Annotated in this window: 9 protein-coding genes and 1 tRNA gene; 7 read left to right on the top strand and 3 right to left on the bottom strand. The window is 69.1% G+C overall.

Translation table 11 applies throughout. From position 1 onward, the window contains the following. From SGRAN_RS20120 to SGRAN_RS20135, 5 genes are all read left to right on the top strand, one after another. Window positions 1–1,962 (top strand): alkyl/aryl-sulfatase, encoded by a 1,962-nt coding sequence (locus SGRAN_RS20120; RefSeq protein ID WP_067186404.1) that lies wholly within the window; start codon window positions 1–3, stop codon window positions 1,960–1,962. A gap of 24 nt (window positions 1,963–1,986) precedes the next feature. Continuing rightward, window positions 1,987–2,517, top strand: a complete 531-nt coding sequence (locus tag SGRAN_RS22735) for a PH domain-containing protein (RefSeq protein ID WP_067105972.1) — start codon at window positions 1,987–1,989, stop codon at window positions 2,515–2,517. Then, complete coding sequence (locus SGRAN_RS20125; protein WP_172709683.1) at window positions 2,514–4,019, top strand: PH domain-containing protein; 1,506 nt, start codon at window positions 2,514–2,516, stop codon at window positions 4,017–4,019. Before SGRAN_RS22735 ends, SGRAN_RS20125 begins: the two co-directional genes overlap by 4 nt. Continuing rightward, window positions 4,016–5,785: a single-stranded-DNA-specific exonuclease RecJ gene (recJ, locus tag SGRAN_RS20130; protein WP_067186406.1), complete on the top strand. Its 1,770-nt coding sequence runs from the start codon at window positions 4,016–4,018 to the stop codon at window positions 5,783–5,785. Before SGRAN_RS20125 ends, recJ begins: the two co-directional genes overlap by 4 nt. An 89-nt stretch (window positions 5,786–5,874) precedes the next feature. Then, window positions 5,875–5,950, top strand: a tRNA-Glu gene (locus SGRAN_RS20135). Window positions 5,951–6,058: 108 nt separating this feature from the next. Here SGRAN_RS20135 and SGRAN_RS20140 read toward each other — a convergent pair. Beyond that, entirely contained in the window at window positions 6,059–7,411 is a 1,353-nt protein-coding gene (locus SGRAN_RS20140) for an amidohydrolase (protein ID WP_067186408.1), read from the bottom strand. A gap of 41 nt (window positions 7,412–7,452) precedes the next feature. Beyond that, window positions 7,453–8,124, bottom strand: coding sequence for a TetR/AcrR family transcriptional regulator (locus tag SGRAN_RS20145; RefSeq protein ID WP_158682343.1), 672 nt, complete (start codon window positions 8,122–8,124; stop codon window positions 7,453–7,455). A 203-nt stretch (window positions 8,125–8,327) separates the two neighbouring features. Here SGRAN_RS20145 and SGRAN_RS20150 point away from each other — a divergent pair, with 203 nt between their 5' ends. Together SGRAN_RS20150 and SGRAN_RS20155 are read left to right on the top strand one after the other, a co-directional pair. Then, window positions 8,328–11,231, top strand: coding sequence for a TonB-dependent receptor domain-containing protein (locus tag SGRAN_RS20150; protein ID WP_067186411.1), 2,904 nt, complete (start codon window positions 8,328–8,330; stop codon window positions 11,229–11,231). Window positions 11,232–11,253: 22 nt separating this feature from the next. Next, window positions 11,254–12,432, top strand: coding sequence for a lipase family protein (locus SGRAN_RS20155; RefSeq protein ID WP_067186413.1), 1,179 nt, complete (start codon window positions 11,254–11,256; stop codon window positions 12,430–12,432). 60 nt (window positions 12,433–12,492) lie between these two features. Here the strand turns inward: SGRAN_RS20155 and SGRAN_RS20160 are convergent, their stop codons facing one another. Next, window positions 12,493–14,130: a carboxylesterase/lipase family protein gene (locus SGRAN_RS20160; RefSeq protein WP_067186415.1), complete on the bottom strand. Its 1,638-nt coding sequence runs from the start codon at window positions 14,128–14,130 to the stop codon at window positions 12,493–12,495. Window positions 14,131–14,197: the final 67 nt, after the last annotated feature.

The following is a 14,197-nucleotide window of genomic DNA, read 5'->3' on the forward strand; positions in this document are numbered from 1 at the left end:
ATGAAGCGTGCGATCGGCCTGATACCAATGCTGCTGTGGGCGAGCGGTGCGGTGGCGCAGGACGCGGCGAGCGAGGCGACCCGCGCGGCGCAGGCCGAACTCGCCGCGCGCCTGCCGCTGGACGATCCCGCCGACATGGCGAACGCGACCCGCGGCAAGATCGCCGAGATCGCGGACGGCGTGATCCTCGGCAAGGACGGCCGGATCGTCTGGGACCGCCGCCCCTACGCCTTCCTCGCCGCCGACCAGGCGCCCGATACGGTCAATCCCTCGCTGTGGCGGCAGGCGCGGCTCAACGCGGTGCACGGCCTGTTCGAGGTGGTGCCCGGCAAGATCTGGCAGGTGCGCGGCTACGATATCTCGGTGATGACAATCATCCGCGGCGAATCGGGCTGGATCGTCGTCGATCCGCTGCTGACCGAAGAGGCGGCGGCGGCGGGCTGGAAGCTGTTCGCCGACACCGTCGAGGCGAAGGCGGGCAAGCGGCCGATCCGTGCGGTCATCTTCACCCACAGCCACAGCGACCATTTCGGCGGCGTCGGCGGCGTCGTCACCCCCGAACAGGTGCGCCGGGAGAAGATCCGCATCATCGCCCCGCACGGCTTTTCGGAGGAAGCGACCGCGGAGAACGTCCTCGCTGGCAATGCGATGGGCCGCCGCGCGCTCTACATGTTCGGCGCGATCCTGCCGCCCGGCCCGACGGGACAGGTCGACACCGGGCTGGGGCCGAAGCTGTCGTCGGGCACCATCGGCTATATGGAGCCGACCGAGACGGTGCCCGCCGCGGGCGCGACGCTGACGATCGACGGGCTGGTATTCGATTTCCTCGACGCCGCCGGCACCGAGGCGCCCGCCGAATTCGTCTTCTACATCCCCGCCTACAAGGCACTGCACACGACCGAGGTCGTCACGCACAACCTCCACAATATCCTGACGCTGCGCGGCGCGCAGGTGCGCGACGCGCTGCACTGGTCGAAGGTGATCGACGCGATGCTGCTCAAATGGGGCGGCACGGCCGAGGTCGCGCTCGCCTCGCACCACTGGCCCACTTGGGGGCAGGGCGCGGTGGCGAAGTGGCTGGCCGACCAGCGCGACGCCTATCGCTATGTCCACGACCGCACGCTGTTCCTCGCCAACCGCGGCGCGACGCTCCACGAACTCGCCGACCAGACGGCCGAGGCGCCGGTGCAGGGCCGCGATTTCTCGACCCGCGATTATTACGGCACGCTCAACCATAATATGAAGGCGACCTATCAGCGCTATTTCGGCTGGTGGGACGGTAATCCGGCGCATTTCAACCCGCTGCCGCCGGAGCAATCGGCACCCAAATATGTCGCGCTCGCCGGCGGGCCCGACAAGCTGCTCGCCGCCGGGAAGGCGGCGATCGCGGCGGGCGACTATCGCTGGGCGGCCGAACTGCTCGACAAGCTCGTCTTCGCGCAGCCCGACAGCCAGGACGCGCGCGCGGCGCTGGCCTCGGCCTACGACCAGCTCGGCTATCAGGCCGAATCGGGGGCGTGGCGCAACTATTATCTCGCCGCCGCCGCGACGCTGCGTGGGACCGAGCTCGACACGCTCACCGGCAACGGCCAGAGCCGCAGCTTCGTCAGCGCGATTCCCACCGCGGTCTTCTTCGACGCGCTCGCGACGCGCTTTGACGCGGCAAAGGGCGCTGCGCTCGCCGGCACCTTCCAGTTCGTGCTGCCCGACAGCCGGGAAGCCGTCGCGGTGGTCGTCGGCGGCGGGGTCGAATTCCCGCGCCACGGCGTCACCGACCCCGCGCCGACCGCGACGATCACCATCGACCGCAAGACGCTCGACGACGTAATGCTGGGGCAGGCGCAATTCCCGGCGCTGCTCCAGTCGGGTGCGATCCGCATCGACGGCGACCGCGCCGCCTTCTTGTCGTGGTTCGCGCTGCATCCGCCCGCCGATCCGCGCTTCAATGTGGTTGTGCCTTAAGGGCGCATGCGCCTATCGAGGGGGATGAGCGACGCCGCCATCCCCCACCCCACCGACCCCTTCGCGCCCGAGGCGATCAACGCCGTCGACGGGCTGACGCCGGTCGATCCCGCCTTTCGCCACGTGCTGCGCATCGCGACGCTGCTCAACGCGCTGCCGCTGGCGATCGCCGCGATGCTGGCCGACATCTTCCTCGTCCGCGCGATCGACGGGCCCTATGGCCTGCTGACCGTGCTCGGCTGGCTGCTCGGCGCGCTGGCGGTCGCCATCCTGCCGTCGCGGCGCGCGCAGCGCTGGGGCTACCGCGTCGGCGAGGGGCAGCTTCGCGTCGCGCACGGCTGGCTGTTCCGCACCGACACGATCGTCCCCTTCGTCCGCGTCCAGCATATCGACGTCGGGCAGGGCCCGGTCGAGCGCTGGTTCGGCCTCGCGCATCTGGTCGTCCACACGTCAGGCACCCACAACAGCACGGTGACGCTGCCCGGCCTGCCCGCCGACCTTGCCGCCGCGATGCGCGAGACGATCCGCCGCCATATCCACACCGATTTCGCATGACCGACGCCGCCGCCCCGCCCGCCGCGGAAGCCGGGCCGCACTGGCTGCGCCTCCACCCCGCGACGCTCGCGCTGTCGATCGCGAAGCTCGGGCCGCGCTCGCTCAATTTCCTGCCCGCGATCGCGGCGCTGGGGGTCACCGGCAACTGGGCCTATATCGTGCCGGCCTTCCTGCTCTTCCTGCTTTTCTCGCTACTCGCGGCCTGGCTTCACTGGCTGCGCTTCCGCTTCGCGGTGGGGGCGGACGAAGTCGTCATCGAAAGCGGCGTGCTGGCGCGCCAGCACCGCACCATCCCCTTCGATCGCATCCAGGACGTCAGCATCGAACAGGGATTGATCGCCCGCGCGCTCGGCATCGCGAAGGTCGAGTTCGAGACCGGAGCGGGCGGCGGAAAGGACCATGACGCAAGCCTCGACGCGGTCGGCCTCGACGCCGCGGAAGCGCTGCGCGGCGCGATCCGCGCGCACCGCAGCGAACGGGCTGCCGCGCTTGCCCCGGCCGATGCGCCGGGAGCGGAGGACCGGCTGCTCTTCGCGATGGGCGCGCGCCGGCTGCTGATCGCCGGGCTGTTCAACTTCTCGCTCGCGGCGCTCGCGGTCTTTGGCGCGGCCATGCAGTTCTTCGACAATCTGCTGCCCTTCGACTTCAACATCTTCAACCCGGTCGACTGGATCGATGTCGCCGAAGCCTACGGCCTCGACGCCTGGCTCGTCGCGCATCGCTGGGTCGCCGGGCTGGGCGCGGCGATCTCGCTGCTCTTCATCGGCTTTGCCGGCGGGGTCGCGACGATGTTTTTCACCAACTGGGGTTTCCGCCTGACGCGCGAAACACGCGCGTTGCGCCGCACCCGCGGGCTGACGACGCGCACCGACGTCGCGATGCCGGTGCGCCGCGTGCAGGCCGCGATCCTCGTCACCGGCTGGCTGCGCGAGCGGTTTGGCTGGCACGAGCTGCGGCTCCAGAGCCTGGCAAGCGACGGCGGGAAGGAGCGCGACCACCAGGTGGTGCCCTTCGGTACGCTGCGCGAGATCGATCCGGTGCTCGCGACCGTGGCGATTGATCGTCCGCCCGGGGAAACGCGCTGGGAACGCAGTCACCATATCGTTGCGCTCGGCGGGCTACTCGGCGCCGTGATAGCCGCGTTCGGCGGCGCGGTGGCGATCGCACTCGGCGAACCGCTCGGCAGCCTCACGATTGCGGCGGCCGTCCTTGTGGCGCTGGTCGCGCTGGTCGGCGCGCGCTTCCGCCTGTGGGCCGACCTCGGCGACCGGGTCGCGATCCGCCGCGGCTGGTGGAAACCGAAGCTGACCCTGCTGCCGCACGCCTCGGTGCAGAGCATCGACCTCAGGACCGACTTCGTCCTCCGCCCGCTCGGCCTCGCGACGCTGGTGTTCGGGGTGCCCGGCGGCAGCGCGCTCGGCAGCCATGCGATCCCCGCTATCCCAGCCGGCGTCGCGCAGGCGCTGCGCACGCGCATCCTCGCGGCGGGAGGCGCGGCATGACCGACACCGCGCTCGGCATCGCGCAGTCCATCCTCGGCCAGCCATGGCGCTGGCGGCGGACCAGCGCACAGATGGGCGGCGAAAGCCTCGCACCCGACGATCTCGTCACCCAGCTCCTGCTCGCGCGCGGGGTGCCGCGCGACGATATCGAGCGCCAGCGGGCGCCGACATTGCGCGCCTTCATGCCCGATCCGTCGTTGTTCCGCGACATGGACGCCGCCGCCGCGCGGCTCGCCGACGCGGTCGAGGCGCGCGAGGCGGTCACCGTCTTCGGCGACTATGATGTCGACGGCGCGACCTCGGCGGCGCTGCTCGTCCGCCTGCTGCGCGCGCTCGACGTCCCCGTCGGCGCCTATATCCCCGACCGGCTGATGGAAGGCTATGGCCCCTCGGGCGCCGCGCTGGTCCGGATCGGCGCGGCCGGATCGCGGCTCGTCGTCACCGTCGATTGCGGCGCGCAGGCCTTCGACGCGATTGCCGAGGCCAAGGCCGCAGGGGTCGAGGTGATAGTCGTCGACCATCACCAATGCGCGACGACGCTGCCGCAGGCCTTCGCCGTCGTGAACCCCAACCGGCTCGACGAGGCGCCCGACGCGGCACTCCACGGCAATCTCGCCGCGGTCGGGGTCGCCTTCCTGCTCGGCGCGGCGCTGCTCCGCACGCTTCGCGCGCGCGGCTTCTTCGGATCGCGGCCCGAACCCGCGCTGATCGACCTGCTCGATCTCGTCGCGCTCGGCACCGTCGCCGACGTCGCGCGGCTGACCGGCTTTAACCGCGCGCTGGTGACGCAGGGACTGAAGGTAATGGCACGGCGCGGCAACATCGGTCTCGCGGCGCTGATGGACGCGGCGCGGCTCACCAAACCCCCGACCGCGAGCGATATGGGCTTCGCGCTCGGCCCGCGCATCAACGCCGGCGGCCGCGTCGGCAAATCCGACCTCGGCGTGCGACTGCTCACCACCTCGGACCCGCAGGAAGCCGCCGATATCGCGCAGGAACTGAATCACCTGAACGACGAGCGCCGCGCGATCGAGGCGGCAGTGCTCGACCAGGCGATCGAGGCGAGCATCGCCTGTGCCAACGCCCCCGTCGCGCTCGTCGCCGCATCGGGCTGGCACCCCGGCGTGATCGGCATCGTCGCGGGGCGGCTCAAGGAACGGCTGCACCGCCCCGCGATCGTCGTCGCGCTGGGCGACGACGGCATCGGCAAGGGGTCGGGCCGCTCGATCGCTGGCGTCGACCTCGGCGCTGCGGTGCTCGCCGCGAAGGAGACGGGGCTGCTCGTCGCAGGGGGCGGTCACGCGATGGCGGCGGGACTGACCGTCGCCGCCGACCGCATCGACGCGCTCGGCGCCTTCCTAAGCGACCGGCTCGCCGCCGACGTCGAGCGGGCGAGCGGCGACAAGGCGCTGCTGATCGACGCCGTGCTCGCGCCGCGCGGCATCAGCCCGCTGTGGTGCGAAGCGATCGACAGCGCGGGGCCCTATGGCGCCGGCTGGCCCGCGCCGCGCGTCGCGACCGGCCCGGTGCGTATCGTCGAGGCGGGGATCGTCGGCACCGATCACCTGCGCCTGATCGTCGCGGGCGACGACGGTGCGCGTTTCAAGGCGATCGCCTTCCGCAGCGCCGAAGGCCTGCTCGGCCAGACGCTGCTCCACGCGCGCGGCGGCCGCAAGCTGTGGCTCGCAGGCCGCGCGAAACGCGACGACTGGGGCAGCCGCCCCGCCGCCGAACTGCACCTCGAGGATGCCGCCTGGGCCGACTGACCGGCGCCGGCAATATTTCTGCCCTGCCGGCCACCGGCGCGCTTGACCGTAGGAACACGCGCGTCTAAGGCGCCGCTTCACCGACTGACGGCCCCTTCGTCTAGCGGTCTAGGACGTCGCCCTTTCACGGCGAAAACACGGGTTCGAGTCCCGTAGGGGTCACCATTGGCGAGTTTTCGCCGTTCTGGGATCATGAAGCGATCCCTTTGATTCGGTTGCCCCAGCGCCCTTATCGGCTCGTTTTAACGGCCCGGATCGTGGTTGCGAGTGGCGTCATTTGCGCGGATCGGGGCGGGCTAGGATCATCATCGCGGAGAGCGCCAGCGTCTGGGCGCCGCGTTTGATCGTCGGTTCGGGCACGGGCGCGAAATAGGGTGAGTGGTTGACCGGCAGCGGTTTTCCTTCCGCCTCGTACCGTGCGATCATCGCCGGATCGTAGCCGCCGATCGCGAAGAAGACCGAAGGCACGCCTTCGTCGATGAAGGCCGAGAAATCCTCGCTGGCGGTGCCGCCCGCCGCGCTCGCGGGGACGAACTGCACATCCTTGCCGAAGGCCGTCGTCAGCATCGCCGCCGACCGCGCCGACAGCGCCGCGTCGTTGCGGACGGCATTCGTGCCCGTCGGCTGCGCGATCGTCGGTTCGGGCGCGCGCGCCATCGCCGCGACCGAGCGCGCGGTGCGCTCGACGCCTTCGACGAGCAGCTTGCGCGTCGCCTCGTCGTGCGAGCGCAGGGTCAGCTTCAGGTCGGCGTGGTCGGGAATGATGTTGTTGACCGTCCCCGCGACGAAGGCCCCGACGGTCACCACACCGAACGCCTTGGGATCCTTTTCGCGGCTGATGATCGTCTGGATGTCGGTGACGAAACGGCTGCCCATCATCACCGGATCGATGCTCTTGTCGGGCATCGATCCGTGTGCGCCGACGCCGTGGAAGGTGATGTCGATCGCGTCCGAGGCCGAACTGACGACGCCGTCCTTCACCACCACCGTGCCGACCGGCATCGGGCCGACGTGCGCGGCGAAGCCGAAATCGGGCTTGGGCCAGCGGGTGAACAGCCCGTCGGCGATCATCGCCTTCGCGCCGCTGACATTTTCCTCCGACGGCTGACCGATGAACATCAGCGTGCCGCTCCACTGATCCTTCATCGCCGCGAGCGCCGCGGCGGCACCAACCCACCAGGCCATGTGGCTGTCGTGGCCGCAGCTATGGTCGACGAAGCTCAGCTTGCCGTCGACGGTCTGCTGGGCACGGCTGGCATAGGGGAGACCGGTCTTTTCCTCCATCGGCAGCGCGTCCATTTCAGTGCGCACGAGCAGGGTCGGCCCTTCGCCGTTCTTCAGGATCGCGACGATACCGGTCTGGCCGACCTTTTCGGTGACAGTGAAGCCCAGCTTGCGCATCTCGGCCGCGAGCAGGGCGGCGGTGCGCACCTCCTGAAAGCCGACCTCGGGATGCGCATGGAGATCCTTGTAGAGCGCGTCGAGATGCGGATACTGCCTGTCGATCGTCGCGTCGATGCGCGCCAGCGCGGCGGCGACGTCGAAGCCGGGGGCGGTCGGTGCGGGCTGCGCCAGGGCAGGAAGCGCCGCGAGGCCGGCGGTCAGGGTGAGCAATATCTTGTGCATCGGGCGGTCTCCGCTGTGGGATGGAAAGGCGGCGGGCTGGCTCAGCGCAGGAGCGCGATCACCAGACGCTGGAGGAAATCGTCGCCGAGCGGCCGGCCGGTGAGATAGCCCTGGTCGATGGTGGCAGCGAGGGTGAAGATGATCTCGAACGGCGGCAGGACAGGGTGGATGTCCTGCACGTCGAGCGAGCGCGTGAGGATTGTGATACTGGCCTTGCGTCGTATATGCTGGGCATCGGCAATCGGGGCGATCAGATCGGGCGCTACGCGACGTGCCTCGTATATGGCGGGCAGGCAGGTCGCGATGACCGGATCATGGTAGCGGTTGCGAACAGCGGTCGCAAAGGCAAGCAGATCGGCCGCCACGTCGCCGGTATCGCCGAGCAGCGCATCGTCGAAGCGATCGTTGAATGCATCGATGAACGCCGCGATGGCCGAAGGCCAGCGGCGATAGAAGGTCGGGCGGGGAACGCCCGCGTGCCGACAGACGCGATTGATCGACAGGCCGGCGAAGCCGAACTCGCCCAATATGGCGACCGCGCTGGCCTTGATCCGCTCGTCGAGTTCGGCCTGCCGCGGCCGTCCCGCCGTCGTGTCCCTGTCGCCCAATATCGTGACTTCCATCTCCACCGCACTCGCAATGCCCGATCGCACCGCTCCAGGCGAACGAATAATATCGATACATAGATGTATCGTAATATCGCGGCGGGTCAAGGGCTTCGCCCGCGAATGCCGGTTCGGGGCCCCCGCCCTCCCCCGTTCGAGGCTTGACACCCGCACCGATTCTACGCCAAAGCCCCTTTCGATGCATGATTGTATCGTAATCATGCATGGCAGCGACCGGTAATGACGAGGGGCGCGCCCGACCGGCCAAGCCCGCACCGCCGTTGCCGGCAAACAGGGAAGGGCTCTTCAAAATGTTGGACAATCGCAAATTGTTGCTCGTGGTTTCGGCGTCGGCCTTGGCGCTCACCGGCGCCCCCGCCCTCGCGCAGGATGGGCCGGGCGGCGGCGAAGCGACGGCCGGGGCGGCCCCGAGCGAGATCGTCGTCACCGGATCGCGAATCGCGCGGCGCGACTTCGAGGCGGCGAGCCCGATCGTCACGCTGGGCGCCGACGCCGTCGCGGCGACCGGACAGGCAACGCTCGAAGGCGCGCTCAACCAGCTTCCGCAATTCTCGGCGGGCTCGACCGCCTTCTCGAACGACCTCAACGCGACCGGGCAGGCGACGCTCAATCTTCGCGGCCTCGGCGCGCAGCGCAACCTCGTGCTGCTCGACGGCCGTCGCCTGCAGCCGTCGAACTCGAGCCAGGTCATCGACATCAACACCATCCCATCGATCCTCGTCGGCGGGACCGAGATCATCAGCGGCGGCGCCTCGGCCGTCTATGGCTCTGACGCCATCTCCGGCGTCGTCAACTTCAAGGTGCGCGACCTCGACGGGATCGAGATTTCGGGCCAGAACACGCTGACCGAGCGCGGCGACGGCGGCATTCGCGAGATTTCGATCGGCGCCGGCACCCGCTTCGCCGACGGCCGCGGCCGCATCATCGTCGGCGCCGCCTATACCGACCGCGATGCGGTCAACATCAACAGCCGCGCCTTCTTCCGCCGGAATCAGGGCGTGTCGGGGACGATTCCGTTCGGTATCTTCACCTCGGGCGCGAACCCCGCCAGCCAGGGCGCGCTCAACGACGCCTTCGCCGCCTATGGCATCGCGCCGGGATCGGTGCTCCCCTCGTCGGGGATCGGGGTCAATGCGGACGGCACGCTCTTCGCCAACGGGCGCGGCGTCTATAATTATCGCGACGATGAGCCCTATCTCTACAATAACGGGCAGGCGCTGCTGCAGGTGCCGTCGACGACCTACACCCAGATTCCGCTCGAGCGCATCTCGACCTTCGGCCGCGCGACCTTCGAGGCGAGCGATACTATCAAGCTGTTCGTCCAGGGCCTTTATACCGACTATACGTCGACGACGATCCAGGACCCCGCCCCGAACGCCGGGCTGTGGACGATCCGCGTTCCGCGGTCGAATCCCTTCATCCCGGCCGCGCTGAACCCCATCCTCGATTCGCGCACCGACCCGACCGCGCCGGTCGTCGTGACCAAGCGCTATAGCGAAGCCGGTCCGCGCAGCGTCGATCATGAGGCGACGACGTGGCAGATCCTCGGCGGCGCATCAGGGTCCTTCGGCGGCAGCGGCATCACCTGGGAGCTGTACGGATCGACCGGCAAGAGCATCGTTGACGACATCTCTTACGGCTCGGTCTTCACCAGCAAGGTGCAGCAACTGGCATCGGCGGCCGACGGCGGCGCGTCGATCTGCTCCGGCGGCTATAATCCGTTCGCGGTCACCAACTCACCCGAATGCGTCGCCTTCATCAGCGGCGTGACGCGCAACCGCACCGAAACGAAGCAGGACGTGGTCGAGTTCAACCTGCAGGGCGGCATCGCGCAGCTTCCCGCGGGCGAACTGCGCTTCGCGGCGGGCGTCGGCTATCGCCACAATGAATTCGCCTTCACCCCCGATCCCGAGCAGATCACGGGCAACATCGTCGCCATCGCGCGCACCTCACCGACCGCGGGTTCGACGAGCGCGAAGGAAGCCTATGCCGAACTGCTGATCCCGCTGCTCCACGACATTCCGCTGATTCAGGACCTCACGATCGACGCCGCCTATCGCTATTCGGACTACAAGCAGAGCGGCGGGGTTTCGACCTACAAGGTCGATGTCGACTGGACCGTCGTCGACGGCGTGCGCCTGCGCGGCGGCTATCAGCGCGCGATCCGCGCGCCGAACGTCGGCGAGCTTTATACCGCGACCACCGGCCTGTTCCCGACCATCGGTTCGGTCGCCAACGGCGCCGGCGATCCGTGCGACACGCGCAGCGCGTTCCGTACCGGCGCTAACGGGGCGCAGGTGCGCGCGATCTGCGTCGCGCAGGGAATGCCCGACGTGCTTGCCGACTCCTATATCAACAACGTCACGCAGGTCGCGGCCTTCCTGTCGGGCAACGCCAATCTGAAGCCCGAAAAGGCCGATACCTGGACGGTCGGCGCGGTGCTGTCGCCGCGCGCCGCCTCGCCCTGGCTGTCGAACCTGCGCGCGTCGATTGATTATTATAATATCGCGATCGACGACGCGATCGCGACGATCCCGGTGTCGGTGTCGCTCAACAAATGCTTCAACGCCGATGGCAGCAACCCCGGCTATGACGCGAACAATTTCTTCTGCGCGCTGATCGGCCGCGACGTCAATTCGGGCGGCATCACCAACGCGCTGCAGCCCTATCTGAACCTAGGCGGCTACAAGACCGCCGGGGTCGACGTGCAGCTCGACTGGTCGGTGCGCCTTGCCGATATCGGGGCCGGCGACGGGTCGGGGCGCTTCGGCATTTCGTCGGTGATCAACTATCTCGACAAGTTCGAGATTCAGAACCTTCCCGGCGGGCCGTTCCAGGATTTCGGCCGCACGATCGGATCGGGAACCACGCTGCCGCGCTGGCGGTCGACGACCTCCTTCACCTTCGGCACCGACAGCTTCAACGCGCTGGTGCGCTGGCGGCACATCGGCGCGATGATCGACGCGTCGAAGGTGACGAACGCGGCGAGCACGACGCCGGGGGTCAAGGCCTACGACTATTTCGACCTGTCGCTGCGCGTCGACCCGGCCGAGCGCTTCAGCCTGCGCTTCGGAGTGAACAATCTGTTCGACAAGACGCCGCCAGTGGTCAGCGGCGTGCTCGGCCAGACCGACGCCAGCACCTATGACGTGCTCGGCCGCACCTATTATCTGGCGGCCACCGCGCGCTTCTGAAGAACGGGACAGGAGACAGATTATGTCGAAATGGATGCGATCGGCGGCAGTTCTCGCCGCATTCGGCCTCGCAGCGGCAACCCCGGCGCTCGCGGCGCAAGCGCCCGCCGCGCAGGCGGCGCCCGCACCGGCAGCGGGCGCGTTGATCGAAAGCGGCCCGCTCGCGCCCGAGTTCGGCCTCGACGGTGCGGCGCAGGCCTTCGCGATCCGCTATGGCTCGACCGACGGCGTCGTCGGCAGCGGCACGGTGCCGGTGACCGCCGCGCTGTTCATCCCCAAGGGCACGCCGCCCGCGGGGGGCTGGCCGCTGATTGCCTGGGCGCATGGCACCGTCGGCATCGGCGACGATTGCGCGCCGTCGCGCAACCCGCGCTCGGCGCGCGACCGCACCTATCTCGACCATTGGCTGGGCGAGGGCTATGCCATCGTTGCCACCGACTATCAGGGGCTCGGCGGGCCCGGGCCGCATCCCTATCTCAACAGCCGCGCCGCCGCCTATTCGACCCTCGACGCGGTGCGCGCGGTGCTGGGGGGCGATTTCGGCCTCGCCAACAAGGTGCTGCTCGTCGGCCAGTCGCAGGGCGCCGGTGCGGCTTTCGCGACAGCGGGCTATGCCGCCGACTATGCGCCCGACGTCAATGTGCGCGGGACGATCGCCACCGGCCTGCCCAACCTCGCCGTCGCGGGCGCGACGAGCGGCGGCGACGGGGACAAGGTCGATCGCCTGATCGCCTATCTGCTCTACATCGCCTCCGCGGCGGAACAGATCGATCCCAGATACGATCCCACGGCGGTGCTGACCGATCGCGCGATGCCGCTCTATCGGCGCGCGGCCGACACCTGCGTCGTCGATATGTTCGGTGCGGTGGTCGAGGCGGGGCTGACCCGCGCGAACAGTTTCAAGACCGATTTCTGGCGCGCCTATGCGCCGATGCTGACCCACGCCGGCTATCCGACGCTGCACATCGCGACGCCGGTGTTCATCGGCACCGGCGCGGAGGATGTCGATACGCCGGCCGCGATGCAGAAATCGGTCGTCGACGGGGCCTGCGACGCCGGATCGACGATCGAATGGCACGTCTATCCGGGGCTCGACCATTCGGGGACGGTCAACCGCTCCTTCACCGATTCGCGCCTCTTCGCCCAGCATGTCATGGCGGGCCACGCCATCGCGGGGACCTGTCCGCAGGCCGCCGGCTAGGCGTTCGCTCTCGCCGCGTGAGGGCACCGGACGGATCGGGATGACCCGACGAAGCGGGCGCTATTCGCGGTCGACGGGACCGGTATTGACGAACCATTGTTCGCCCCTCTGGCGCTGACGCCGCATGATCTCCTCCCGGAATTCGAACATTCCGGGCATGGGGTCGCGGCGCAGCACCGGCGATGCGCCAAGCTCGAGGAAATATTCCTCCTCTCCATAGGGACGCCAGTCGGGCGCACCGACCGCCGACGGAATGCCGCGCGCGGCGAAGCTGGACCAATAATCGACCATCTGCCGGGCAAGCCGGCGATCGTCGTCCCCCGTCGCCGCCGGCCAGTTTGCCGCCTGTACAACGGCGCGACCGATGCTGCCGAACATGAAGGGAATCTCGCTGGCGTGAAATGCGCACAGCTTCCGCGCCCGCGCGGCGTCGTAGCAATGGTCGAACAGATAGAGATAGGAAGGAGCGCCTGCCGCGGTCTGCTGCCGCACGAGCCGCTCGACGGCCCAGCCATAGACGATGTCGCGCGTCGCGGCGATCAGGCTCTCTTCCATATCGGACGCGGGATAGAGCCGCAGGAAGGCCGGCGCGAGATCGCCGTAGCGACGGGCGGCTCCCGCGGCATAGGCGGCCGCATCGACGGGCACCGGGGGCAACAGGCCGCGCTGGCTCCGCACCTCGCCGCTGTTGAAACCGGCGAGGACCGGCACCTTGATCTGCTCGCCGCGATCGAAGACGTCGACGATCTGCGCCGGAAGCAGCGCCCCGTCGATCGTCGGCTGCGCTGCAAAGCGCGCACGCAGTGCCGCGGCGGTCAGCGTTTCGGCGTCGAGGGCGCGAAGGGCGGCGGGATCCTTCGCGCCGACGCTTTCGGCGAAGGCGGCGCCGATCACTTCGGCCGACGGCAGGCCATAGGCCGGATCGCGCAGCCGCGGGACCGCGCGCATATTGGTGCTCTGGACGATCGCGCGGCCGAACAGCCCCTTCGCGCGCGGGGCGGCGAGCAGATAGGTGACGCTGAGCGCGCCCGCCGATTCGCCCATCGCGGTGACATTGGCCGGGTCGCCGCCGAACGCCGCGATATTGCGCTTCACCCATTCGAGCGCGGCGATCTGGTCAAGCAGACCATAATTGCCCGAGACACGATCGGGCGCTTCGGCGCTGAGCCCCGGGTGCGCGAGCCAGCCGAAGATGCCGAGGCGATAGTTGATCGACACGAAGACGATCCCGCGCTTCGCATATTCGCGCCCGTCGTACATCGGGCTCGCGCTGCCGCCATGCTGGAGCGCGCCGCCGTGAATCCAGACGATCACCGGCGCGCGCGCCGCGTTGCGCGGCGCCCAGACGTTGAGCGTCAGGCAATCCTCGCTCGTCGGACGCGGCGGCTCGAAATAGACGCTGTCGGCGGGATAGGGCGGCTGCACGCAATCGGGGCCGAAGGCGTGGGCCTCGCGCACACCCTGCCACGAAGCAGGCGGAGCGGGCGGGCGCCAGCGGCGCGCCCCGACCGGCGGCAGCGCATAGGGAAGCCCCTTGAAGACCCGGACCCCGTCCTCCAGACTGCCGGCGACGCGGCCCTCGGCGACGGTGGCCGCCGGTCGGCCGGACGCGGCGGCGACGGGAACGGCGAATGCGGCCAGGGCGCCGAGCAGCGGAGCGCCGAAGACGAGGGCGAAGGCCCGTCCGGACAGCAGCATGTCTTTCGTTCCTCTTCCCGGCGGCGATGCTTGCCATCGCCCGCCCGTCGATTTACGCTCACAAGAG

The sequence above is a fragment of the Sphingopyxis granuli genome (assembly GCF_001559015.1).
In the GTDB taxonomy this organism is placed as follows: domain Bacteria; phylum Pseudomonadota; class Alphaproteobacteria; order Sphingomonadales; family Sphingomonadaceae; genus Sphingopyxis; species Sphingopyxis granuli.

Coding starts and splice junctions, on each gene's coding strand:
- SGRAN_RS22735 (WP_067105972.1), top strand. CDS start 1,987: ATGAGCGACGCCGCCATCCCCCACCCCACCGACCCCTTCGCGCCCGAG.
- SGRAN_RS20155 (WP_067186413.1), top strand. CDS start 11,254: ATGTCGAAATGGATGCGATCGGCGGCAGTTCTCGCCGCATTCGGCCTC.
- SGRAN_RS20160 (WP_067186415.1), bottom strand. CDS start 14,130: ATGCTGCTGTCCGGACGGGCCTTCGCCCTCGTCTTCGGCGCTCCGCTG.
- recJ (WP_067186406.1), top strand. CDS start 4,016: ATGACCGACACCGCGCTCGGCATCGCGCAGTCCATCCTCGGCCAGCCA.
- SGRAN_RS20120 (WP_067186404.1), top strand. CDS start 1: ATGAAGCGTGCGATCGGCCTGATACCAATGCTGCTGTGGGCGAGCGGT.
- SGRAN_RS20140 (WP_067186408.1), bottom strand. CDS start 7,411: ATGCACAAGATATTGCTCACCCTGACCGCCGGCCTCGCGGCGCTTCCT.
- SGRAN_RS20150 (WP_067186411.1), top strand. CDS start 8,328: ATGTTGGACAATCGCAAATTGTTGCTCGTGGTTTCGGCGTCGGCCTTG.
- SGRAN_RS20125 (WP_172709683.1), top strand. CDS start 2,514: ATGACCGACGCCGCCGCCCCGCCCGCCGCGGAAGCCGGGCCGCACTGG.